Origin of the sequence: Vibrio sp. ES.051 (assembly GCF_002563795.1) — a bacterium.
GTDB lineage: Bacteria > Pseudomonadota > Gammaproteobacteria > Enterobacterales > Vibrionaceae > Vibrio.
Genome location: NZ_PDJL01000005.1, coordinates 569,403 through 593,779, shown reverse-complemented (window position 1 = coordinate 593,779; position 24,377 = coordinate 569,403). Strand labels below are relative to the sequence as shown.

The window sequence follows — 24,377 nt, the reverse complement described above, 5'->3', positions numbered from 1 at the left end:
GTGCTAAACCGTTATCCATTATGGAAGTATTTGATGGTATTTTTTGCCATCATCACCGCTGCGTTATACGCACTTCCAAATATCTACGGTGAAGATCCGGCTATTCAAGTTACAGGGGCGCGTGGCGCCTCTGTAGATATGTCAACGCTGGATGCTGTCACTACTGCTCTTGATAAAGAGCAACTCTCTCACAAGTCCATTGCTCTCGAAAATGGATCAATTCTTGTTCGTTTTAACGACACTGACACTCAAATCAGTGCTCGTGATGTCATCAGCGAAGCGCTTGGCAAAGACACAATTGTTGCACTTAACCTTGCCCCTTCTACGCCAGACTGGTTAGAAGCAATTGGCGCGTCACCATTGAAATTAGGTCTTGACCTTCGTGGTGGTGTTCACTTCTTAATGGAAGTGGATATGGATGCGGCGATGGAAAAACTGGTCGGTCAACAAGAAGAAGCTTTCCGTAGTGAACTTCGCGAAGCGAAAATTCGTTACCGAGCGATTCGTCCTTCTGGCAAAGAAGCAGTAGAAGTGCTGTTGCGTAATGAAGAACAATTGGCTGAAGCTAAGCGTACGCTAGAAACGAATCATCCAGACATGAACTTTGTCGAATCTGATTCAAATGGGCGTTACGCTCTTACTGCGACCTTTACCGAGCAACGTTTGCAAGAGATCCGTAACTACGCGGTAGAGCAAAACATTACGATTTTGCGCAACCGTGTAAACGAACTGGGGGTTGCAGAACCACTGGTTCAACGTCAAGGTGCAAGCCGAATCGTGGTTGAACTTCCTGGTGTGCAGGACACGGCCCGTGCGAAAGAAATTCTGGGTGCCACGGCAACGCTAGAATTCCGCGAAGTCGATGACAAAGCCGATTTATCGGCTGCGGCGAATGGGCGTGCCCCTGCTGGCAGTGAAATCAAAATGGATCGCGATGGTCGCCCTGTCGTACTTAAGAAACGTGTTATTCTGGGTGGTCAAAGCATCACTGATGCAAGCTCGAGTGTCGATGAGTATGGTCGTCCACAGGTTAATATCTCGCTAGACAGTGAAGGTGGTAACAAGATGTCTGCGTTCTCTAAAAAGAACATTGGTAAGCTAATGGCTACCGTGTTTGCAGAGTACAAAGACAGCGATCGTCGTACGCCAGAAGGTAAAGTCATTCTTGATAAGTATGAAGAAGTCATTAACCAAGCGACGATTCAATCGGCTCTTGGGCGTAACTTCCGTATTACAGGTATCGACTCGGCTGCTGAAGCGCATAATCTCGCACTCCTACTGCGTGCTGGTGCCCTTATTGCGCCTATCTCTATCGTTGAAGAGCGCACCATAGGTCCATCGATGGGTCAGCAAAACATCGATATGGGGATCATGGCGATGATTTGGGGGATGGCTGCGGTAATGCTCTTTACCTTGCTGTACTACCGTGGTTTCGGCCTGATTGCCAACATTGCTCTAATGGCGAACTTAGTGCTCATCATTGGTGTGATGTCGATGATTCCAGGGGCGACTATGACGTTGCCAGGGATTGCTGGGATTGTATTGACGGTCGGTATGGCGGTCGATGCGAACGTACTGATATTTGAGCGGATCCGTGAAGAGCTTCGAGATGGACGCAGTCCACAGCAAGCGATTCACCAAGGTTACGCGAACGCATTCAGCACGATTGCTGACGCGAACATTACAACCCTTATCACGGCGATTATCCTATTCGCGGTAGGTACAGGTGCAGTAAAAGGTTTTGCGGTAACACTATCAATCGGTATCTTAACGTCAATGTTCACCGCCATCATAGGTACACGTTGTATCGTGAACCTAATGTACGGCGGCAAACGCGTTGATAAATTGTCGATCTAAGGCTGGGAATTAATATGTTTCAAATTCTAAAAGCGGAGAAGACGATCGGCTTTATGCGTTGGTCGAAAGTGGCGTTCATTTTCTCAATCTTGATGATAGCGACCTCCATTTTTACTTTGTCAGCTAAAGGGTTGAACTTTGGGTTGGACTTCACGGGCGGTACGCTGATTGAAGTAGGTTTTGAAAAACCTGCAAATCTGGAAAAAATTCGTACCGGCCTAAACTCAAAAGGCTTTGGCGATGCGACGGTACAGAATTTTGGTAGCTCGCGTGAAGTGATGGTTCGTCTTCGTCCACGAGACGACGTTTCTGGTGAAATGCTGGGCAACCAAATCATTGGTGCAATCAAAGACAGTACGGGCGAAAGCGTAGAAATGCGCCGTATTGAGTTCGTGGGTCCAAATGTCGGTGATGAGCTAACTGAAGCTGGTGGTCTTGCGATCCTTGTTTCTCTGATCTGTATCCTGATTTATGTATCAATGCGATTCGAATGGCGTTTAGCGGCTGGTGCGGTAATGGCACTGGGGCACGATATCATCATCACGTTAGGTGTATTTTCGTTATTGCAGATCGAAGTTGACCTAACCATCGTGGCGGCGCTACTCACGGTTGTGGGGTACTCGCTCAACGATACCATTGTGGTATTTGACCGTATCCGGGAGAACTTCCGCAAGATGCGTAAAGGTGAGCCTGCTGATATCATGGACGCCTCCATCACACAGACATTGAGCCGTACCTTGATTACCTCGGGTACAACGTTGTTTGTGGTGATCGCACTGTTCATGCAGGGGGGGGCGATGATTCACGGCTTCGCAACCGCACTTCTACTCGGTATCACGGTTGGTACTTATTCTTCTATTTATGTTGCATCAGCATTGGCTCTAAAACTGGGCATCCAGAAAGAGCATTTGATGCCACCACAAGTAGAGAAAGAAGGGGCAGAATTCGACGAGATGCCATAAGGCTAACTGAGAATATAAAACGAAAAACCGCTGAGCAATCAGCGGTTTTTTTTCATTTCTGGGTTATCACGTACAGAGCTTAATTAAAAATAATAAAGGTCTTTACCTAACCAGTGTAAATGCTCGCTCATAGCGTGGAAACATTAAGTATTCTTCTTACGTTTTACGTTATTTCTGCTCACTCATTTATTTGATAGGTATAACAAGGTTTGTGGAGAGTGAAATTGTGTAAGACACAAAAAAGCCCTGCTCATTGAGCAGGGCTTTTAAAATGGACTAAATATTCTTACTTAAGGAGTGCGCTGTTGCCATTTTCGCGAATGTGTTTAAGGATAGATTTTGTACCACGAGCGCTTGAAGCAACAATATTTCCAGACTTCATGTACTCGGTACCGCCAGCAAAGTCCGTTAGGATTGCACCTGCTTCACGAGCGATAAGTTCACCCGCGGCCATATCCCATGGCTTTAGACCGAGTTCAAAGTAACCATCGACACGACCAGCAGCAACATAACATAGGTCAAGAGCAGCAGAACCGCTGCGACGGAAGTCAGCACATTCTGTGAATAGCGCACCAATGATCTTGATGAAAGATTCAGAGTGTTGCTTCTGTTTGAATGGGAAACCTGTTGCTAGAATTGTACCTTGAAGGTCTTTTAGCGGAGTAACGCGGATACGTGCGCTGTTTAGCTGCGCACCAGCGCCACGTTGGGCGGTAAACAGCTCGTTTTGCATTGGATCGTATACACAGGCAACTTCAGTTTTGCCCTTGATGCGAACTGCAATAGAAACTGCGAAATGTGGATAGCCTTTAACAAAGTTATTTGTACCATCCAGAGGGTCGATGATCCATTGTACGTCTTGATCTTTACCTTCGATAAGACCTTGCTCTTCAGCAATGATACCGTGCTCTGGGTAAGATTGCTTGATAGTATCAATGATGATGTATTCTGCTTCTTTATCTACATTAGTGACAAAGTCATTAGTGCCTTTCAGTGAAGATTCTACTTTATCTGTGTTTTCTAATGATTTAGCAATATGATTGCCTGCTTTTCGCGCAGCGCGAATAGCAATGTTTAGCATTGGATGCATACGATTTTCCCAACGGATGTTAAAGAACAATTTAAAGCGGCGGCGAGTATACCAGAGATCAGTCAAAAGGGAAGTGGTTGTTTTTTGTTCTAAGTTGTTCAGTGTCATGTTATTGACCGAGTCGCACGCCACAACAATGACTAAGAATGATAGCAGAGGCCTGCTTCACTCTAGGGTGTGTTAAAAAATTATGGTAATATCCTGCGGTTTTAATTTAGGTAGCAAACACAGATGTTGGATCAAGTAAAAGTCGTACTCGTCGGAACTTCTCATTCAGGCAACATTGGTTCGGCTGCACGAGCGATGAAAGTCATGGGATTAAGTCAACTGGTATTGGTTGATCCTCAGTGTGAAGTGGATGAACAAACCCTCGCTTTGGCTGCTGGCGCCGCTGATATTGCACAAAATGCTCAGGTGGTCAGCACGCTAGAGGCCGCCATTGAAGATTGTAGTCTCGTTGTGGGCTCAAGTGCGCGTTCACGTACTTTAGAGTGGCCAATGCTTGAACCACGTGAGTGTGGAGAAAAGTTTGCTGTAGAAGGTCAAAAACATCCAGTTGCCCTCGTGTTTGGTCGTGAAAGAACGGGGTTAACAAACGAAGAGTTACAAAAGTGCCATTATCATGTTTGCATTCCTGCAAACCCAGAATATAGCTCGCTCAACTTAGCAATGGCCGTTCAAACGCTGAGCTACGAAATTCGCGTTGCGCACTTAAACCTTGAGCAGAGCCAGTTCGCCTTAAATGAATCAGAAGAGTACCCACGCCATAAAGAACTTGAGATGTTCTTCGAGCACCTTGAAAAGGTGATGGTGGAAACCCAATTCATTAACAAAGACCAGCCAGGGCAAGTGATGAACAAGCTTCGTCGTTTATACTCACGAGCAAGACCAGAAGCTCAGGAGCTGAACATTCTTCGTGGCATTTTGACCTCGATTGAAAAAACTTTGAACAAACAATAACCACTTTAGGTGTAAGGATGAATACCTGAGTAAAATGGTCAAATAAATACTTGACCATTTTACTCAGGTATGGAAAAATCTTAACCATTACAAACCATGTGGATACGGTGTGGTATGAAACTTACATCTAAAGGAAGATATGCGGTGACAGCCATGCTGGATGTGGCACTGCATTCGCAACAAAACCCTGTGCCTCTTGCTGATATTTCAGAACGTCAGGGTATCTCGCTCTCTTACCTAGAGCAGTTATTTTCAAAATTGCGCAAAGCAGGTCTGGTCTCCAGCGTTCGTGGTCCTGGTGGTGGTTACCGACTTGGTGCCGACGCAAATAGCATCGCTATTGGTACCGTGATTGCAGCCGTTGATGAGTCAGTTGACGCAACCAAATGCCAAGGTAAAGGAGATTGCCAAGGTGGGACCCGTTGCTTAACTCATACATTATGGCGTGACTTAAGCTCTCGCATTGGTGACTTCTTGAATAACATCACTCTTGGAGAGTTGATGAGAGACAATGAAGTCCTAGAAATTTCAGACCGTCAGAACATTGATCTGGTGGTAACCCATGGGCTATCAAACAAAAATACAACCGCCGCGCCCATCGGTGTAAACGTCCGCTCTTAGCGGTCAGCTTTTTACATTGGAGTAGAGAATGAAACTGCCTATTTATCTTGATTATTCCGCTACATGTCCAGTTGATCCACGTGTCGCTGAAAAAATGGTTCAGTACATGACAATGGATGGTACATTTGGCAACCCAGCGTCACGTTCGCATCGTTATGGCTGGCAGGCAGAAGAAGCGGTCGATACTGCTCGTGAGCAAATTGCTGACCTTCTAAATGCAGATCCTCGCGAAATCGTATTTACATCGGGTGCGACAGAGTCTGACAACCTTGCGATTAAAGGTGCAGCGCACTTTTACTCTAAAAAGGGTAAGCACGTTATTACATGTAAAACCGAGCATAAAGCGGTTCTTGACCCATGTCGTCAATTAGAACGTGAAGGCTTTGATGTGACGTACCTAGAGCCAGAGTCAAATGGCCTGATCGACCTTGAAAAGCTAAAAGCCGCGATGCGTGAAGATACCGTGCTGGTATCTATCATGCACGTAAACAACGAGATTGGCGTGGTACAAGACATCACTTCGATTGGTGAGCTATGTCGTGCACATAAAATTGTATTCCACGTTGATGCTGCACAATCTGCAGGTAAGTTGCCAATCGATGTTCAAGAGATGAAGGTTGACCTAATCTCACTGTCTGCACACAAAGCTTACGGGCCTAAAGGTATTGGCGCACTTTACGTACGTCGTAAGCCTCGTATTCGCCTTGAAGCGCAAATGCACGGTGGTGGTCACGAGCGTGGTTTCCGCTCTGGCACACTAGCAACTCACCAAATCGTGGGTATGGGTGAAGCATTCCGTATCGCAAAAGAAGATATGCAGAAAGACTACGACCACGCGCTAGCGCTTCGTAATCGTCTTTTTAACGGTGTGAAAGATTTGGAAGCGGTAACGGTAAACGGCGATTTTGAGCAGCGTGTTCCACATAACTTAAATATCAGCTTTGCTTTCGTAGAAGGTGAGTCACTACTGATGTCGTTAAAAGATCTCGCGGTCTCTTCTGGTAGTGCTTGTACTTCTGCAAGTCTAGAGCCTTCTTACGTTCTTCGTGCCCTTGGTATGGATGACGAGCTGGCTCATAGCTCGGTTCGTTTCTCATTCGGTCGTTTTACAACTGAAGAAGAAATTGATTACGCAATTGAACAAATCCGCGTTGCAGTCACTAAGCTACGCGACATGTCTCCTCTATGGGATATGTACAAAGAAGGGATTGATTTGAGCACAGTTGAATGGGCACATCATTAATCTCAGGGATTAGAATAGAGGATTCGAGGTAATTTATTATGGCATATAGCGAAAAAGTAATTGATCACTACGAGAACCCACGTAACGTTGGTTCATTTGACAAAGAAGATCTATCAGTAGGTAGCGGCATGGTTGGCGCTCCTGCTTGTGGTGACGTAATGAAACTGCAAATCAAGGTGACATCGGAAGGTATCATTGAAGATGCAAAGTTCAAAACGTACGGGTGTGGTAGTGCAATCGCATCAAGCTCACTAGTCACAGAGTGGGTTAAAGGTAAGTCAGTTGACGAAGCCGCAGCAATCAAGAACTCGGAAATTGCTGAAGAGCTAGAGCTTCCACCAGTGAAAGTTCACTGTTCAATTCTTGCTGAAGATGCAATCAAAGCAGCGGTTGCAGACTACAAGAAAAAACACCAAGAATAATTATTTCGTAATATAATGGGGGCTTTCAGCGCTCCCATTCCAATCGTAATTTAGACAGACTAAGGTGCAGTATGGCCATCACAATGACAGAATCAGCGGCAAGTCGCATAAAAGCATTCCTAGATAACCGAGGTAAAGGTATCGGTTTACGTCTTGGAGTGAAGACGACTGGTTGCTCGGGCATGGCGTATGTACTTGAGTTTGTTGATGAGCTAAAAAAGGAAGATGAAGTTTTTGAACTCTCTGGAGTAAAAATTATCATCGACCCAAAGAGCCTAGTGTACTTGGACGGTACAGAATTGGATTACGTGAAGGAAGGGTTGAATGAAGGATTCGAGTTCAACAACCCTAACGCGAAAAGTGAATGTGGTTGTGGTGAAAGCTTCAACGTCTAATTGCTTGTCCTTCTGGGCAAACGAGTCCGGAAGGCTTTACTAGGACCCGATCTTAATGAATCACTTTGAATTATTTGGGCTACCAAGTCAGTTTAATCTGGATGGTGGCCTTCTTTCTTCTCAGTTCCGAGAATTACAAAAACGTTTCCACCCGGATAATTTTGCTTCGGGCTCTGAGCGTGATCGTTTAATGGCGGTACAGAAAGCGGCGCAGATTAACGATGCGTATCAAGTCCTTAAAAATCCTATTTCTCGTGCCGAGTATATTCTGGCAGAACAGGGAATGGAAATCCGCGGTGAACAGCAAACAATGCAAGATCCAATGTTCCTTTTGGAGCAGATGGAATTACGTGAAGAGCTGGAAGACATTGCTGGCAGTTCTGAGCCTGAATCAGCGCTTTTTGACTTCGATGTAAAGGTCAGCAAAATGTATAAACAGCATTTGGTAAGTGTCGAGCAAGAACTGGATCAAGGTCAATGGCCAGAGGCTGCAGACCGAGTTCGTAAGCTGAAATTTATTGCCAAACTAAAGAACGAAATTGAACTAGTTGAAGACAAACTTCTCAGCTAGTTAGCGTGACAAGGACCAATCATGGCACTACTTCAAATCGCAGAACCGGGCCAAAGCTCGGCACCTCATGAGCACAAGTTAGCAGCGGGTATCGACTTAGGTACCACCAACTCCTTGGTTGCTTCCGTACGCAGCGGTGATGCAACTCCTCTGGCGGACGAGCAAGGCCGTACCATTTTACCGTCAGTCGTAAATTATACGGAAGATTCTTCGACGGTCGGTTACGAAGCGAAAGCCAAAGCAGAATTTGAACCAGAAAACACCATCATCTCGGTAAAACGCTTGATCGGCCGTTCATTACAAGATATTCAATCTCGTTACTCTTCGCTTCCTTACCGATTTAAAGAGAGCGAAAACGGTCTTCCGATTATACAAACGCCTCAAGGTGATAAGAATCCGATTGAAGTCTCGGCTGATATTCTAACAGTGCTTGGTAAGCGCGCCGAAGAGACATTGGGTGGTGAGTTAACGGGTGTGGTTATTACTGTTCCTGCCTACTTCGATGATGCGCAACGTGCCGGTACTAAAGATGCGGCCAAATTGGCGGGCCTACATGTACTTCGTTTGTTAAATGAGCCAACGGCTGCAGCAATCGCTTATGGTCTGGATTCAGGTCAAGAAGGTGTCATCGCGGTGTATGATCTAGGTGGTGGTACATTTGATATCTCAATTTTACGCCTGTCAAAAGGTGTATTTGAAGTATTAGCGACGGGCGGTGACTCCGCATTAGGTGGTGACGATTTTGATCATCTTTTAGCGGATTATCTTATGGCGCGAGCAGGACTTGAAGGTCCACTTTCAGCGGAACAAAACCGCACACTACTCAATATTGCCACCGCCACTAAGATAGCGTTTTCTGAGCAAGACAGCGTTGACGTTGATGTGTTCGGTTGGAAAGGTGCTGTGACTCGTGAGCAATTTGACGATTTAATCCGTCCACTGGTTAAAAAGACTTTGATGTCTTGTCGTCGGGCTCTGAAGGACGCGGATGTAAACGCAGATGAAGTGCTTGAAGTTGTGATGGTTGGCGGTTCTACACGTACTTTATTAGTTCGTGACATGATCGGCGAGTTCTTTGGTCGTACTCCACTAACCAGCATTAATCCAGACGAAGTTGTTGCGATTGGAGCTGGCATCCAAGCCGATATATTGGCGGGTAACAAGCCAGACTCAGAAATGTTGTTATTGGATGTTATTCCATTGTCACTCGGCATTGAAACAATGGGCGGATTAGTTGAGAAAATTATTCCTCGTAATACCACTATTCCAGTTGCTCGCGCCCAAGAGTTTACTACCTTCAAAGATGGTCAAACGGCAATGAGCGTACACATTGTGCAAGGTGAGCGTGAAATGGTGGATGATTGCCGTTCTTTAGCTCGCTTTTCGTTAAAAGGTATCCCCCCAATGGCGGCTGGTGCTGCCCACATTCGTGTGACCTATCAGGTGGATGCAGATGGTCTGCTTTCTGTTGAGGCAATGGAAAAGAGCACTGGTGTACAGTCAGAAATTCAAGTAAAACCTTCTTATGGTTTAAGTGACAACGAAGTCGCGGATATGCTGCGTGATTCAATGACGCACGCGAAAGAAGACATGCAAGCTCGTGCACTTGCTGAGCAGCGTGTAGAAGCGGATCGCGTTATTGAAGGGTTGGTTGCAGCGATGCAGGCTGACGGCGATGAGCTGCTGTCAGAGCAAGAAAAACAAACATTAGTAAAAGTGATTGAAGCGTTAATTGAGCTCCGTAATGGTGAAGATGCTGATGCGATTGAGCAAGGCATCAAAGATACCGATAAAGCGAGCCAAAACTTTGCATCACGCCGTATGGATAAATCGATTCGAGCTGCCTTGTCAGGTCAATCAGTAGACGATATATAAGAGATAAGTAGTTATGCCTAAGATTATTGTATTACCACACGATGATTTGTGCCCAGAAGGTGCCGTGTTGGAAGCAAACACTGGTGAAACCGTTCTAGACGTCGCACTAAAAAACGGTATCGGTATTGAGCATGCATGTGAAAAATCCTGTGCGTGTACTACCTGTCATGTGATCATTCGTGAAGGCTTCGACTCATTAGAAGAGAGTGAAGAACTGGAAGACGACATGTTAGATAAAGCATGGGGACTTGAGCCAGAATCACGTCTTGGCTGTCAGGCTAAAATTGTGGATGAAGACTTGGTGGTTGAGATTCCAAAATACACGCTAAACCACGCCTCAGAAGATCATTAAAACTATCCCCCGTAAATAAAGGGAAAGAAATAAGGAAGATGAGCAATGAAATGGACAGATTCTCGCGATATCGCGATTGAGCTTTGTGACAAGTTTCCCGATGTGGATCCGAAAACCGTACGTTTTACCGATCTTCATCAATGGATCATGGAGTTGGATGAGTTTGAGGATGACCCAAATCATAGTAACGAGAAGATCCTGGAAGCCGTTATCATGTGCTGGATGGATGAAGCAGATTAAGACTGTAAAACATAGCCTAGTTAACAATTCTTACTAAAAAAAGCGGACCTTAAGGTCCGCTTTTTTATCAAATTGACATTTTTATCCTACATAATGCTAACATCCGTGAGTTATCAAAAAGAAGCAGCGTAGGCAACGCCGCTATAAGACAAGGAGAAACCATGTCTACACAGATGTCTGTATTTATTAGTCAGGAATCGGCCGCACCACACTGGGGTGAAAAAGCACTGCTTTCATTTGCTGAAAACGGCGCCACCATCCACCTAGGAGAAGGACACGATCTTGGTGCAATTCAACGTGCCGCTCGTCAACTAGATGGCCAAGGAATTCACTCTATTTTACTTTCTGGATCTCACTGGGATTTAGAGAGTGTTTGGGCTTTCTACCAAGGTTACCGCAATCCCAAAAAACATGGTTTAGTCGAGTGGACAGCACTGCCTGAAGAAGATCAAGTAGAACTGCAAGCGCGTATTACCGCGACGGATTTTACCCGCGATATCATTAACAAAACCGCAGAAGAAGTCGCGCCTCGCCAACTGGCGGCCATGGCTGCGGAGTTCATCAAATCTATCGCACCTCAAGGCACCGTAACGGCTCGTATCGTCAAAGATAAAGATCTACTTTCAGAAGGTTGGGAAGGTATTTACGCCGTTGGTCGCGGCTCTGAGCGCACTTCTGCCATGCTGCAACTGGACTACAACCCAACCGGCGATGAAAATGCGCCGGTATTTGCTTGTTTAGTGGGTAAGGGGATTACATTTGACTCTGGTGGTTACAGCTTGAAGCCCTCCCAATTTATGAGTTCGATGAAAGCGGATATGGGCGGATCAGGCACGATTACAGGTGGTCTTGGTCTGGCTATTTTGCGTGGTTTGAATCAGCGCGTGAAACTGATTCTGTGCTGTGCTGAGAATATGGTGTCAGGTCGCGCGCTCAAGCTGGGTGATATTATCACTTACAAAAACGGTAAAACCGTTGAAATCATGAACACGGATGCTGAAGGACGTTTAGTTCTTGCTGACGGCCTGCTCTACGCAAGTGAGCAAGAACCTGAGCTGATCATTGATTGTGCAACACTGACGGGGGCAGCGAAGAATGCGTTGGGCAACGATTACCACGCGCTATTGAGCTTTGATGATGAGCTATCTCATCAGGCATTAACGGCAGCGAATCAAGAGAAAGAAGGTTTATGGCCTTTACCACTGGCTGACTTCCATCGAGGCATGTTGCCGTCAAACTTTGCGGATCTATCCAACATCAGCTCTGGTGATTACTCACCGGGTGCAAGTACTGCGGCGGCTTTCTTGTCTTACTTCGTTGAAGATTACAAAAAAGGCTGGTTGCACTTTGACTGTGCTGGTACATATCGCAAATCTGCATCAGATAAATGGGCGGCAGGAGCTACAGGTATGGGCGTACGCACATTGGCTCGCCTATTAAATGAGCAAGCAGGTAAATAATACTAGTGACAGTGATCATGGTTTGAGCGCTGCCATAGTCCAATTAGTCACTTTGATAAACAACCATTATTACAAGTATAGAAAGGAAACTTTATGGCTCTAGAAAGAACGTTTTCAATTGTTAAGCCTGACGCAGTGGAGCGAAACCTAATTGGTGAAATCTACGATCGTATTGAGAAAGCTGGTCTACGAATTGTTGCTGCAAAAATGGTTCATCTGACTGAAGAGCAGGCGAGCGGTTTTTATGCAGAACATGAAGGTAAAGAGTTTTTCCCACCATTAAGAGAATTCATGACCTCGGGCCCTATCATGGTTCAGGTATTGGAAGGTGAAAATGCTATTGCCCGTTACCGTGAATTGATGGGGAAAACGAACCCAGAAGAAGCAGCATGTGGTACGCTTCGTGCGGATTACGCACTTAGCATGCGCCATAACTCGGTTCATGGCTCCGATAGCCCAGAGTCTGCGGCACGTGAAATTGAGTTTTTCTTCCCAGATTCAGAAGTATACTCTCGTTAATTTAGGCTTGGTTTGCTTCAAATAAACGCTAAGTCTAATCGCTAGAACATAACGTTAAGCCTCGGATATTTTCGGGGCTTTTGTTTATCTAAAAAACGGCTAAAGTTTATCATTATTGCTGTGCAAAAAAACAACCAAAGCAATGTTAATGCCTTAGCAAACTCAGGGTTTTATCCCTCTTGTTGTCGCTGCCTAAAGGCTGTACAATTCGCGCCCTTATTCTTGTTTCAGTCATTGAGAGGCAACATGACCACTGAAAAAATTAATCTACTCGACTTTGATCGCAAAGGTATGCGTCAGCTTTTCGCAGAAGAACTCGGCGAGAAAGCGTTCCGTGCCGATCAAGTTATGAAGTGGATCTACCATTTCGGTGTCGATGACTTCGAAAAAATGACGAACATTAACAAGAAGCTGCGTGAAAAGCTTTTGCACAAGTGTGAAATCAAAGCGCCTGTTGTGTCTGAGGCTCAGCACTCCTCTGATGGTACCATCAAATGGGCCATGAACGTTGGTGACCAGGATGTAGAAACGGTTTACATCCCTGAAGATGATCGCGCAACACTGTGTGTTTCTTCTCAAGTCGGTTGTGCATTGGCATGTAAATTTTGTTCAACCGCACAACAGGGTTTTAACCGCAACCTCAAAGTGTCTGAAATCATTGGTCAAGTTTGGCGTGCTGCTCGTGAAATTGGTCTCGAAAAAGAAACTGGTCGCCGTCCGATTACTAACGTAGTAATGATGGGAATGGGTGAGCCGCTTCTTAACATGAAAAACCTAATACCAGCGCTAGAACTCATGCTTGATGATCTAGGCTTTGGTCTTTCTAAGCGCCGTGTAACGGTATCAACTTCAGGTGTGGTGTCTGGCCTTGATCAGATGACGGGAAAAATTGACGTTGCATTAGCAATTTCACTGCATGCACCAAACGATCAGCTACGTAGCGAAATCATGCCGATTAATGATCGTTGGGATATTCAAGACTTCTTAGCATCTGTGCGTCGTTACATCGCTTCTTCGAATGCAAACCGTGGCAAAGTCACTGTAGAATACGTATTGCTTGATCATGTGAACGACGATATGGATCATGCTCGCGAGTTAGCCGAGCTAATGAAAGATACCCCATGTAAGATTAACTTGATTCCTTTCAACCCGTACCCTGGCTCTCCTTATCAGAAACCAAGCAACTCACGCATTGACCGTTTTCAGAAAACGTTGATGCAGTATGAACACACGGTAACGGTACGAAAGACTCGTGGGGATGATATTGATGCTGCATGTGGTCAATTGGTTGGCGATGTTATTGACCGGACCAAGCGGACATCAATGCTAAAAGCATCACGTGGTGCCGATACCATTGAAGTCAAAGCAGTATAAAACGGCATCAGTTTATAGATAGCCAGAGCCATTTGCTCTGGCTATTTTGTATGTTGAAAGTGTAATTCAATCCAAAATGGGTGTTATAACCAAGAAACTTGAGGTGATTTGGCTATAATTTCGATTTCCTGTGTCAAAGTTTGGACAAAAGCTTGAGCTATCTGTTAGTTTGAGTGGAAAGGTTTTTTGTCTTCGTTAGACATTCGCTTATTATAGGCATGATATTGACGTTGACACCGACAATTCTCAGCATTTTCTCACATACGCTTTGCTGATTTTTCGCAAACGAGTATTCACACTCAGATCGCTGAGAGTTTCTTAAACATATTATTTTGGTTAACACATTTAGGCTAACTATCGTTCAGTAGGGCTTAAGAACAACAACGAAAACAAATAACCGCGTTAGCCATTAAAGCAGATTAAAATACCGCCATTATGACAGAACACGAAAATACGAATGAAGCGCCACTTTCTCTTGAAGCTGGCACACTACTGAAAAACAAACGCGAATCTCTAGGTATGAGCCAAAAGCAAATTGCTGATCGCTTGAGGCTTCGCGTTTCTGTTATTGAAGATATTGAAAATAATCGTTTTGAATCTCAACAAGTTGCGACGTTTACACGGGGTTACTTGCGCTCTTACGCAAAGGTGGTTGGTCTTGATGAAAAAATGATCTTGACGGTTTTAGAACAAACCACAGATATACCGCCAAAAGAGCAAGAAATTGAAATGCAGAGCTTTTCTCGTAAAACCAAACAAGAGCAGCACAATAGCCGTATCATGCTACTGACGTGGGTGATCGGGATTATCATTATCGGTATTTCTGCGGCTTGGTGGTGGCAAAACCAACAAGAGAATAGCTTGACTAAAGAAGTCACGGAATCAAGCGTTGAATCGCCTCAGCCTACCGTCCAAGAGCTGGCTGATATCGATTTAATGACCGCAAAAGAGTTAATTGCAAACTCGCCTGAAGACGTTACTTTAACAAATGACGAAGTTGTTGAAACGCAGACGACGTTAGTGGGACAGCAAACGGATATATTGGCAACAAAAACTGAAGAAACAGCAGACTTAGATTCCGAACAATCAGTGGCAGTCATTGAAACTGAGAAAGAGGAACAGCCTGCGCCATTAGTGCCTGAAGGCATGACACTTCTTACCATGAAATTTAAAGCGGACTGTTGGATTCAAGTGAAAGACACCGATGGCAAAACGCTGGTAAGTGGTACTCATAAACCAGGACAAGATGTAGAACTTGCCGGAAAAGCGCCGTTCAACGTAATACTGGGCGCACCGGAAGGGGTTACAATGACATTTGCAAGTGAACCTGTCGACCTTTCTGGGTATACTTCCGGCAAAGTAGCTAGATTCACTCTACCGTTATAAAGAATTATGCAACACGAATCTCCAATTATTCGTCGTAAATCGACGCGTATCTATGTGGGTGATGTGCCAATTGGTGATGGTGCACCAATTGCAGTACAGTCTATGACTAACACTCGCACGACTGATGTAGAAGCGACAGTCGCACAAATCCGAGCACTAGAAAAAGTCGGCGCCGATATCGTTCGCGTCTCTGTTCCTACAATGGATGCCGCTGAAGCTTTTAAGCTTATTAAACAGCAAGTATCTGTGCCCTTGGTGGCTGATATTCACTTCGATTACCGTATAGCACTTAAAGTGGCAGAGTATGGTGTCGATTGCCTGCGTATTAACCCTGGCAACATTGGCAATGAGGAGCGTATTCGCTCTGTGGTCGATTGTGCTCGCGACAAAAACATCCCAATTCGCATTGGTGTTAATGGTGGCTCTTTAGAAAAAGATCTACAAATGAAATACGGCGAGCCGACGCCAGAAGCGTTGGTTGAGTCGGCAATGCGTCATGTGGATCATTTGGACCGCCTTAACTTTGATCAGTTTAAAGTGAGTGTAAAAGCCTCTGATGTATTCTTAGCGGTGGACTCTTATCGTTTACTAGCGAAGCAGATTGATCAGCCTCTGCATCTAGGTATCACTGAAGCGGGTGGCGCACGAGCGGGTGCTGTAAAATCATCCGTTGGTCTAGGCATGTTATTGGCAGAAGGTATCGGCGATACACTGCGCATCTCTTTGGCTGCCGATCCAGTTGAAGAGATCAAAGTGGGTTTCGATATTCTTAAATCTCTGCGCATTCGCTCACGTGGCATCAACTTTATTGCTTGCCCGAGCTGTTCACGTCAAGAATTTGATGTGATAGGCACCGTAAATGCACTTGAAGAACGGCTAGAAGACATCATTACACCGATGGATGTGTCTATCATCGGTTGTGTGGTCAATGGGCCTGGTGAAGCTGAGGTTTCCCATTTAGGGCTTGCAGGTAGCAATAAGAAGAGTGCGTTTTATGAAGACGGCAAACGTCAGAAAGAGCGCTTTGATAACAACAATCTTGTTGATCAGCTAGAAGCTAAGATCCGTGCAAAAGCATCTGTAATGGATAGCGAAAATCGCATCGAAGTGAAAGTACAAGATTAATCTCAACGATAATTACGGTAAGTATTGTGGCAAAAACAATTCAAGCAATTCGAGGTATGAACGACTGCCTCCCAACTCAGTCGCCACTGTGGCAGAAACTAGAAAACACAGTAAAAAATGTAGTTAGCGCATACGGTTATAACGAAGTGCGCATGCCAATCGTTGAGATGACACACCTATTTAGCCGCGCCATTGGTGAAGTGACCGATGTGGTTGAAAAAGAGATGTATACCTTCGAAGATCGCAATGGTGACAGCCTAACTCTTCGTCCAGAAGGGACGGCGGGTTGTGTGCGAGCTGGGATTGAAAACGGGTTACTTTACAACCAAGAACAACGTTTGTGGTACATGGGCCCTATGTTCCGTCATGAACGTCCGCAAAAAGGACGTTACCGTCAGTTCCACCAATGTGGCGTGGAAGTGTTTGGCCTCAACGGTCCAGACGTTGACGCAGAACTTATTATGATGACGGCACGTCTGTGGCGCGAGTTAGGCATTGAGAAACATGTGCGCCTCGAACTGAACTCAATTGGCTCGCTAGAAGCACGAACGAACTACCGTACAGCACTGATCGAATTCCTAGAGCAGCATATGGATATTCTGGATGATGATTGTAAACGCCGTATGCATACCAATCCGTTGCGTGTTCTTGATACTAAAAACCCAGACGTACAAGCGATTTTAGGTGATGCTCCCCGCCTTTCTGACCACTTAGATGAAGAATCTAAGCAACATTTTACCGGTCTGTGTGAACTTCTTGATGCAGCAGGCATCGAATACACAGTCAACGAGCGTCTTGTTCGTGGCTTGGACTACTACAACCGCACGGTATTTGAGTGGATCACTGAGAGCCTAGGTGCTCAAGGCACAGTATGTGGTGGTGGTCGTTACGACGGTCTTGTAGAGCAATTAGGGGGTAAACCAACACCAGCAGTTGGCTTTGCCATGGGCTTAGAGCGTCTAGTACTGATGTTAGAAACGTTGGAACTGACAGATGTTCGTCGCAGTGTTGACGTGTACGTAGTAACAGCAGGCGAAGGCACCATGATGGCAGGAATGAAGCTAGCAGAACAGCTTCGTGAGTCTATCCCAGGCGTTCGTGTGATGAATCACTTCGGTGGCGGTAACTTCAAGAAACAGTTTAAACGCGCAGACAAGGTTGGTGCTGTTGTAGCATTGGTTCTGGGCGAAAACGAAGTGGCGGATAATACCGTAGTACTGAAAGACTTGGCTGGTGGTGAGCAAGAAACTTACAATCAGGCCGAAGTTGCCGAAAAGATCGCAGCATTAATTTAAGGCTTTTAGTAAGCTAGCAAAAATTACATCCTAGTTCGTAAACTAAGGCTCCCAAATGTGGAGCCTTTAAGCGAAATAGGAACAATGGCGGTTAAGCTGCCATTTACATGTTTTAAGAGGACAGGAAGTGGAACTTTACGATACTGAAGAACAACAAGTTGAAGCGATTAAAGACTGGTGGAAGGAAAATGGTAAAGCCGTCATCATCGGTGCAGTTGTTGGCTTAGGTGGCCTATTTGGCTGGCGTTATTACCAGGATTCTGTGATTCAGGCGAGTGAAACCGCTTCTCAAAGCTATACGACAGCAATGAACGCGTTGCAAGAGAAGGGGGTTGATGCGCAAGCAGACGTCCAATCTTTTATCGAGTCAAGCGAAGCGAAAGAATATTCAGTATTGGCTGCCTTGCAATTAGCGAAAGCACAGGTTGAGGCGCAAGACCTCTCAGCTGCGCTTGAGCAACTCAAATGGGCTCAAAGTAATACACAAGATGTAGCGCTATCGCCACTTATCAGCTACCGAATTGCTCGTATTGAAACTGAAATGGGTAACTTTGACGCCGCAAATGCAACGTTAGGTAAAGTAACAGATCCTGCGTGGAACGGTCGTGTTGCTGAACTTCGCGGGGATATTGCACTTCGCCAAGACGATCAAGATGCCGCTTACGCAGCGTACACGGAAGCGCAGCAAGCAGCAGACGCAAGCCCAACGCTACAAATGAAATTGGACGATTTGGCGAAATAAGGACCGTATTAAATGAAAAGAGTCTTTAAGAAAGCCTTGTTAGGGGCGTTAACAATGGGAATGCTTGCCGGGTGTGCTGGTGAAAAAGATACCATTGTTATGGCCCCATTGCCTCAGGTAGAGAGTGAATTTACACCTAATAGTAAATGGAGTACATCGATTGGTGATGGTGTTGACCATTACTTCTCTAAACTATCTCCAGTATTTGCGAATGACACCTTATTCGTCGCAAGTCGTGATGGTCAAGTTAAAGCTCTGGATCCTGAAAACGGCAAGCCATATTGGCATGTGAATCTAAAAGAAGACGTGATTGCGCGTCTTTCTGGTGGTATCACGGCCGCTTACGGATACCTTTACATTGGCTCAGAGAATGGTGAGGCCATTTCTCTTGATCAAGAAACGGGTGAAGTAGTATGGCGAGTGAAAGTTGCTGGTGAAGTTCTGGCTAAGCCTGTGGCTGACTCTAATTTGATCATGGTCAATACCAGCCGAGGTATGTTGATAGCACTTGATAAGGACACTGGTGAGCAGCGTTGGGCGCTAAGCACCGAGGTGCCAAACCTTACCTTGCGTGGTGATAGCACGCCGACTGCGATTGGCGGTGGTGTTTTCTGGGGAACAGCGAACGGTCGACTAGCGGCAGCAATTGTTGAGCGTGGGCAGCTGATTTGGCAACAGCCAGTTGGCACACCAAAAGGTGCAACGGAGATTGATCGCCTAGTGGATGTCGACTCTTCTCCTATCGTTCTTGGCGGTACTCTTTTTACCATCGGTTACAACGGCCAGTTGATGGCGATCGATCTGCGCTCTGCAAATCCACTCTGGAAGCGTAATTATTCATCAGCGACTGATATTGCAACCGATGGTAGCCGTATTTTCGTTATTACTGAAAAAGATCATCTTGTCGCAGTTGACTCCCGCAGCGGTACAGAATTGTGGAAAAATAGTTTACTTGAGCATCGTCAGTTAACGGCGCCGGTCATTGTTGGTAATTATCTTGTCGTCGGTGACTCGCTTGGCTATTTACACTGGATGGACCGCTCGACCGGTGAATTCGTCGCACAGCAGTTTGTCGATGATAGCGGTTTTGCTGTTGGTCCAACGTTATTATCCGATGGTTATGTGATTATTACTCGCAACGGCGATGTAAAGAAACTAACCATTAACGAATAATAACGTGATATAATTCACATTCGGCTCCTGGTTGGTGACAGCTAGGAGCCGTTTTGTTGTTTGAATTTATTAACCCTGACGTGGTTATAGGTAAAGAGCTGGTTTGAGCTGGCATCGAGCAAGTCGTTACCTATAACTACAGAAGAAAGATTATTGTAGAGGTTGTTATGGTACCTGTTGTTGCTCTAGTAGGGCGTCCGAACGTAGGTAAATCTACACTATTTAACCGATTGACACGTACCCGTGACGCGTTGGTCGCGGATTTTCCAGGCCTAACGCGAGACCGTAAATATGGCCAGGCGAGACTTGGTGAAGAGCACGAATTTATTGTGATCGATACTGGTGGTATTGATGGAACAGAAGAAGGCGTGGAAACAAAAATGGCAGCACAGTCGTTAGCCGCTATTGATGAAGCTGATGTTGTGTTGTTTCTTGTTGACGGCCGTGCAGGTCTGACCCCTTCGGATGCCGCGATCGCGGCGCACCTACGTAAAGCCGAAAAACCAGCAATGCTGGTGGTAAATAAAATTGATGGTATTGATGCAGATGCGGCTTGTGCTGACTTTTGGCAATTGGGCGTAGAAGATATGTACCAAATTGCTGCGGCTCATGGTCGTGGTGTAACCGCATTGCTTGAGCGAGCGTTGTCTCCATTTTTCGATGATTTGCTAACCAGTGAATCTGAAGAAGGTGCAATTGAAGATCTGACAGAATTTGAAGATGCTGAAATTGAACCAGAAGAATACACAGAAGAAGAGGCCGAGCAAGAGTTTCAACGTCTTCAAGATCAGCCGATAAAGTTAGCTATCATCGGTCGTCCAAACGTGGGTAAATCGACGTTGACGAACCGTATCTTAGGTGAAGAGCGTGTGGTTGTGTACGATATGCCAGGCACCACGCGTGATTCAATTTATATCCCGATGGAACGTGATGGCCGTGAATATGTATTAATTGATACCGCAGGTGTTCGTCGCCGTGGCCGCATCAATGAAACGGTTGAGAAGTTCTCCGTTGTTAAAACTTTGAAAGCGGTAGAAGATGCGAACGTCGTGCTATTAGTTGTTGATGCACGCGAAAACATTTCAGATCAAGACTTGAGCTTACTAGGTTTCGCTCTGAATGCTGGTCGCTCAATTGTTATCGCTGTTAATAAGTGGGATGGCTTAGATAGTGAAGTGAAAGAAAATGTGAAGAAAGAGCTAGACCGTCGTCTAGGCTTTGTTGACTTTGCACGTATTCACTTTATTTCAGCATTACATGGTACTGGTGTTGGGCACTTGTTCGAGTCTATTCAAGAGGCATATAAGTCTGCGACGACTCGCGTTGGTACCTCAGTTCTGACGCGTATCATGAAGATGGCAGTGGATGATCACCAACCACCTATGGTTCGCGGTCGCCGTATTAAACTAAAATACGCACACGCAGGTGGTTACAACCCACCGATCGTGGTAATTCACGGTAACATGGTTCGTGAATTACCAGATTCGTATAAACGCTATCTGATGAACTACTTCCGTAAATCTCTGGAAATAATGGGGACACCGATTCGCATTAACTTCCACAACAGCGACAACCCATACGAGAACCGTACGAACAAGCTTACGCTGTCTCAAGAACGTAAACGCAAGCGTATGATGTCTGCGGTGAAAAACCGCAACAAGTAATTGAACTCAAATACCCAAGTCTCTACTTGGGTATTTTTTTATATAAGAAGTAATGACAAACATGACTATCAAAGCAACAAAAATCCGTTTTTGTCACCAAACCTGGCATTTAGAAGTACAAGTACAACTTGTTAAATCGACAAATGATGTGACTTATATCGTTTCTGATCTAACCCCTTTTCATCCTGTTAGCCATATTTGGCCTGATCACCCAGCAGATAAAGGTTTTTTAAAAGCCAATGGTCTTACTTATGAAGTGATGGACTGCCAAGTTGGCGCTATTGAAGTTGCGACAGGGGAGCTCTATGTGTGCTCGTCTATTCCGGTAAAACGAGATGCACACGACTGGACGTTTGTCGTCGTGCATGTGTTAGCTCACACTGACTTGGTTAAGGTTGGTGATAGCATTGAGTTAGAAGTTGATAAAGAGCACCAACAGGCACTCAGTCGAGGTCATAGTGCGGGACACCTCGCTTACTTGGCTTTAAATAAAGTATTAGCGGAAGACTACTGGCGAAAGGACGCAGACCGTAAAGATCCTCACGGTCACTATGATTTTAATAGCTACGCGCAAGTCAGCAGTTTTGTCACACCGGATAAATGTCTAGATACGTATCGTTTAGGTAAAACACTCCGTAAAAGAGGGTTAAACAGTGCAAATATGCTAGAGGACCTTCAAGATATCACGCTGAAGGTGAATGTCCAACTTCATAACTGGCTTCAGCGTGATGAGGCGATTGTTATAGACTGTCATGGTGATAACTTGACGGATTCACGTTATTGGAAGTGTGACTTAGGGGAAGACGAAATTGCTGTCATCCCTTGTGGTGGCACGCATTCAAGCCATTTGAAGGCGTTTGGTTCTATTCAGGTAAGGTTAGTTGAACTCGACTCTCAAACGATTGAAATGCACACCGATGTAAAGGCTCTCTTGTAGGGAATGGATCTTTTTATAAAGTTCTAAAAAGTATTGATTTAAAATTAGTTAATAGACATTAATATTGCTTTAAATCGAAATGCAGAATATGTAACTTATGCTTTCGGTGAGTGGTTATATAAATATTCTTTTAATAGGTGATCGCTGATCAAAGAGTAAATATCAGATGATCAGAACAGGATCTTTTTGAATCGAAACTATGGATGGTAACCAAAGCCAGCTAGAGCGGTGGTGACGTTCAACGTGGAAAATACGATACTCAAATCGCTTCAAGGTGTAGGGTTAGAGTACTCGTGCTGAACCACAGATTGTGTGGTTATTTAGGTATAGAATAGAAGCACAAATAAACTGATGGAAAGTGATATGCAGCAGAATGTTTGCCCGACTTGTAACGTCGAATTGGAATGGACAGGCCAATACTACTGTAGCCAGTGTGAGTCAGGCTTCAAAAAAGTAGGATTTTGCCCCGATTGTGAAGCAGAATTAGAGAAGCTACAAGCCTGTGGAGCCGCCAGTTATTTTTGCAATACATGCAGTGAACTCAAATCAAAATCGCGTGTTTGGTTTGAGTTCCAGAAAATCAATTAACTAAAATCGGATTAGTTAACCGTAGAGCGAATTTCGCCTTCGGCTAAACGGGTGATTAATACCTCACTCGCTTTTACATCTGAAGCTTGAGTGACCACCTTACCTTGCTCTGTTTGAGTGATCGAGTAGCCGCGCTTTAATGTGGCCAGCGGACTGACGGTATCCAGTTTTTCTGCGGCCATCGCAAGTTGATGGCGCATTGTCAGTAACTTGCGATCCATAGCATCCATCAGCTTTTGCTCAACACGCTCTAATTTGGACTTCTGCTCGCCAAGGCGTGTTACAGGAGAATTCAATTGCAGCCGGTAATGTCGACGCTCGACGCTCTGTTGGCGCAAAGCAATAAAACGACGCATTGCTCGCTGTAAGCGCATGTCTAACTCATCTAACTGTTGCGTCTGACGTTGCAAGCGGTAGCTTGGGTGCTGTCGCTCTAAACGGTGCATTAATTGCGCAGATTGCTGCTTTTGTTGTGCTAGGTAGTAACGCATCGCGCTTGCTAACTTATGTTGGCGAGTAACTAAAGCTTGATCTTTGTGGCTGTTGTCACGGCTGACTAGCTCAGCGGCTGCTGATGGGGTAGGCGCGCGTACATCGGCGACAAAATCGGCTATTGTCACGTCTACTTCATGTCCAACGGCGCTAATAATAGGAATTTGGCTTGCTGCAATCGTGCGAGCTAATATCTCGTTGTTAAAACACCATAAATCTTCTAATGAACCGCCCCCGCGGCCCATAATTAGCACATCACATTCATCACGGCTGTTGGCGCGACCAATCGCTTGTGCAATTTGAATGGCAGCTTCTTCACCTTGCACCACTGTCGGGTAAATCACAACGGGTAGGGAAGGATCACGGCGTTTCAATACGTCTAAGATGTCGTAAAGCGCGGCACCAGTTTTCGAGGTGATCACACCAACTCGTTTTGGATGCTCAGGCAAAAGCTGTTTATTGGTTTGCGCGAACAACCCTTCTGCAGCAAGCTTCATTTTCAGCTCTTCAAACTCTTGCTGAAGACGGCCATCACCTTCCGGTTGCATGCTTTCGATGATCAATTGGTAGTCACCGCGAGGCTCATAAAGAGACAGGCGAGCTTTTACTAGGACTTGATTACCATTTACAGGTTTGAAAGTCACACGGCGATTGTTACCACGGAACATGGCACATTTAACTTGAGCGCGAGAATCTTTAAGAGTGAGGTACCAGTGACCAGAGACAGGAGCTGAAAAGTTGGATATCTCTCCGACGAGCCAAACGATCCCCATTTCGTTTTCAAGGAGTAAACGAACTTCTGCGTTGAGACGAGAAACAGTAAAGATGTTTTGATTGGTCTTGGAGAGCACAGCTAATCTCTTAGACGTGAATATGGAAATTAGCCGCAATATAATACATAGCAAGGGGGTGATTGCAAGAAAAAAAAGTAAAAAATTTGTGGTCAAGCGATTGCGTTAAACGTATAATCCCTCCGCAATATCTAATCCAAATGTAATTGGTTACTTAAAACTAGTTACCCTCATTATGCGAAA

24 protein-coding genes are annotated in these 24,377 nt (G+C 45.3%); 22 read left to right on the top strand and 2 right to left on the bottom strand.

Translation table 11 applies throughout. The features are described from left to right. Entirely contained in the window at positions 1 to 1,857 is a 1,857-nt protein-coding gene (gene secD / locus ATG66_RS16960) for a protein translocase subunit SecD (RefSeq protein WP_098416396.1), read from the top strand. 14 nt (positions 1,858 to 1,871) lie between these two features. Next, on the top strand, positions 1,872 to 2,819 hold the full coding sequence (gene secF, locus ATG66_RS16955; protein WP_098416395.1) for a protein translocase subunit SecF: 948 nt from the start codon (positions 1,872 to 1,874) through the stop codon (positions 2,817 to 2,819). 286 nt (positions 2,820 to 3,105) lie between these two features. Here secF and suhB read toward each other — a convergent pair whose 3' ends face one another. Next, positions 3,106 to 3,909 carry an inositol-1-monophosphatase gene (suhB, locus tag ATG66_RS16950; RefSeq protein WP_098416445.1) on the bottom strand — a complete coding sequence of 268 codons (804 nt, stop codon included), beginning with the start codon at positions 3,907 to 3,909 and terminating at the stop codon, positions 3,106 to 3,108. A gap of 231 nt (positions 3,910 to 4,140) precedes the next feature. Between suhB and trmJ the strand changes: the two genes are divergently transcribed. From trmJ to ATG66_RS16850, 20 genes are all read left to right on the top strand, one after another. Then, on the top strand, positions 4,141 to 4,869 hold the full coding sequence (gene trmJ / locus ATG66_RS16945) for a tRNA (cytosine(32)/uridine(32)-2'-O)-methyltransferase TrmJ (protein ID WP_098416394.1): 729 nt from the start codon (positions 4,141 to 4,143) through the stop codon (positions 4,867 to 4,869). Positions 4,870 to 4,983: 114 nt separating this feature from the next. Continuing rightward, positions 4,984 to 5,490, top strand: a complete 507-nt coding sequence (gene iscR / locus ATG66_RS16940) for a Fe-S cluster assembly transcriptional regulator IscR (RefSeq protein ID WP_098416393.1) — start codon at positions 4,984 to 4,986, stop codon at positions 5,488 to 5,490. Between the two features lie 28 nt (positions 5,491 to 5,518). After that, on the top strand, positions 5,519 to 6,733 hold the full coding sequence (locus ATG66_RS16935) for an IscS subfamily cysteine desulfurase (protein ID WP_098416392.1): 1,215 nt from the start codon (positions 5,519 to 5,521) through the stop codon (positions 6,731 to 6,733). Between the two features lie 38 nt (positions 6,734 to 6,771). Next, positions 6,772 to 7,155 carry a Fe-S cluster assembly scaffold IscU gene (gene iscU, locus ATG66_RS16930; protein WP_098416391.1) on the top strand — a complete coding sequence of 128 codons (384 nt, stop codon included), beginning with the start codon at positions 6,772 to 6,774 and terminating at the stop codon, positions 7,153 to 7,155. Between the two features lie 71 nt (positions 7,156 to 7,226). After that, positions 7,227 to 7,550: an iron-sulfur cluster assembly protein IscA gene (iscA, locus tag ATG66_RS16925; protein WP_098416390.1), complete on the top strand. Its 324-nt coding sequence runs from the start codon at positions 7,227 to 7,229 to the stop codon at positions 7,548 to 7,550. A gap of 55 nt (positions 7,551 to 7,605) precedes the next feature. Next, positions 7,606 to 8,121 (top strand): co-chaperone HscB, encoded by a 516-nt coding sequence (gene hscB / locus ATG66_RS16920; RefSeq protein ID WP_098416389.1) that lies wholly within the window; start codon positions 7,606 to 7,608, stop codon positions 8,119 to 8,121. Between the two features lie 21 nt (positions 8,122 to 8,142). Further along, positions 8,143 to 9,996 carry a Fe-S protein assembly chaperone HscA gene (gene hscA / locus ATG66_RS16915; protein ID WP_098416388.1) on the top strand — a complete coding sequence of 618 codons (1,854 nt, stop codon included), beginning with the start codon at positions 8,143 to 8,145 and terminating at the stop codon, positions 9,994 to 9,996. A gap of 13 nt (positions 9,997 to 10,009) precedes the next feature. Further along, positions 10,010 to 10,348 (top strand): ISC system 2Fe-2S type ferredoxin, encoded by a 339-nt coding sequence (fdx, locus tag ATG66_RS16910; RefSeq protein ID WP_098416387.1) that lies wholly within the window; start codon positions 10,010 to 10,012, stop codon positions 10,346 to 10,348. 45 nt (positions 10,349 to 10,393) lie between these two features. Further along, positions 10,394 to 10,588 (top strand): Fe-S cluster assembly protein IscX, encoded by a 195-nt coding sequence (gene iscX, locus ATG66_RS16905; RefSeq protein ID WP_098416386.1) that lies wholly within the window; start codon positions 10,394 to 10,396, stop codon positions 10,586 to 10,588. Between the two features lie 161 nt (positions 10,589 to 10,749). Beyond that, positions 10,750 to 12,048: an aminopeptidase PepB gene (gene pepB, locus ATG66_RS16900; protein WP_098416385.1), complete on the top strand. Its 1,299-nt coding sequence runs from the start codon at positions 10,750 to 10,752 to the stop codon at positions 12,046 to 12,048. Between the two features lie 93 nt (positions 12,049 to 12,141). Then, a complete protein-coding gene (ndk, locus tag ATG66_RS16895) occupies positions 12,142 to 12,567 on the top strand; it encodes a nucleoside-diphosphate kinase (protein WP_098416384.1) in 426 nt (141 codons plus the stop codon). Positions 12,568 to 12,813: 246 nt separating this feature from the next. Then, positions 12,814 to 13,941, top strand: a complete 1,128-nt coding sequence (locus ATG66_RS16890; protein WP_098416383.1) for a bifunctional tRNA (adenosine(37)-C2)-methyltransferase TrmG/ribosomal RNA large subunit methyltransferase RlmN — start codon at positions 12,814 to 12,816, stop codon at positions 13,939 to 13,941. 435 nt (positions 13,942 to 14,376) lie between these two features. After that, the gene (gene rodZ, locus ATG66_RS16885; RefSeq protein ID WP_098416382.1) at positions 14,377 to 15,327 is read left to right on the top strand and encodes a cytoskeleton protein RodZ; all 951 of its coding nucleotides are present in this window, start codon (positions 14,377 to 14,379) and stop codon (positions 15,325 to 15,327) included. Between the two features lie 6 nt (positions 15,328 to 15,333). Beyond that, complete coding sequence (gene ispG, locus ATG66_RS16880) at positions 15,334 to 16,452, top strand: flavodoxin-dependent (E)-4-hydroxy-3-methylbut-2-enyl-diphosphate synthase (protein ID WP_098416381.1); 1,119 nt, start codon at positions 15,334 to 15,336, stop codon at positions 16,450 to 16,452. 26 nt (positions 16,453 to 16,478) lie between these two features. Continuing rightward, positions 16,479 to 17,747: a histidine--tRNA ligase gene (gene hisS, locus ATG66_RS16875; RefSeq protein ID WP_098416380.1), complete on the top strand. Its 1,269-nt coding sequence runs from the start codon at positions 16,479 to 16,481 to the stop codon at positions 17,745 to 17,747. A gap of 127 nt (positions 17,748 to 17,874) precedes the next feature. Beyond that, on the top strand, positions 17,875 to 18,489 hold the full coding sequence (locus ATG66_RS16870) for a YfgM family protein (protein ID WP_098416379.1): 615 nt from the start codon (positions 17,875 to 17,877) through the stop codon (positions 18,487 to 18,489). A 12-nt stretch (positions 18,490 to 18,501) separates the two neighbouring features. Continuing rightward, positions 18,502 to 19,662 (top strand): outer membrane protein assembly factor BamB, encoded by a 1,161-nt coding sequence (gene bamB, locus ATG66_RS16865; RefSeq protein ID WP_098416378.1) that lies wholly within the window; start codon positions 18,502 to 18,504, stop codon positions 19,660 to 19,662. A gap of 167 nt (positions 19,663 to 19,829) precedes the next feature. Continuing rightward, a complete protein-coding gene (der, locus tag ATG66_RS16860; RefSeq protein ID WP_098416377.1) occupies positions 19,830 to 21,326 on the top strand; it encodes a ribosome biogenesis GTPase Der in 1,497 nt (498 codons plus the stop codon). 52 nt (positions 21,327 to 21,378) lie between these two features. Then, positions 21,379 to 22,263, top strand: a complete 885-nt coding sequence (locus ATG66_RS16855) for an alanyl-tRNA editing protein (protein WP_179885711.1) — start codon at positions 21,379 to 21,381, stop codon at positions 22,261 to 22,263. Between the two features lie 363 nt (positions 22,264 to 22,626). After that, positions 22,627 to 22,851, top strand: a complete 225-nt coding sequence (locus tag ATG66_RS16850; protein WP_098416376.1) for a zinc ribbon domain-containing protein — start codon at positions 22,627 to 22,629, stop codon at positions 22,849 to 22,851. Between the two features lie 11 nt (positions 22,852 to 22,862). Here the strand turns inward: ATG66_RS16850 and xseA are convergent, their stop codons facing one another. After that, a complete protein-coding gene (gene xseA, locus ATG66_RS16845; RefSeq protein ID WP_098416375.1) occupies positions 22,863 to 24,194 on the bottom strand; it encodes an exodeoxyribonuclease VII large subunit in 1,332 nt (443 codons plus the stop codon). Between the last annotated feature and the right edge of the window lie 183 nt (positions 24,195 to 24,377).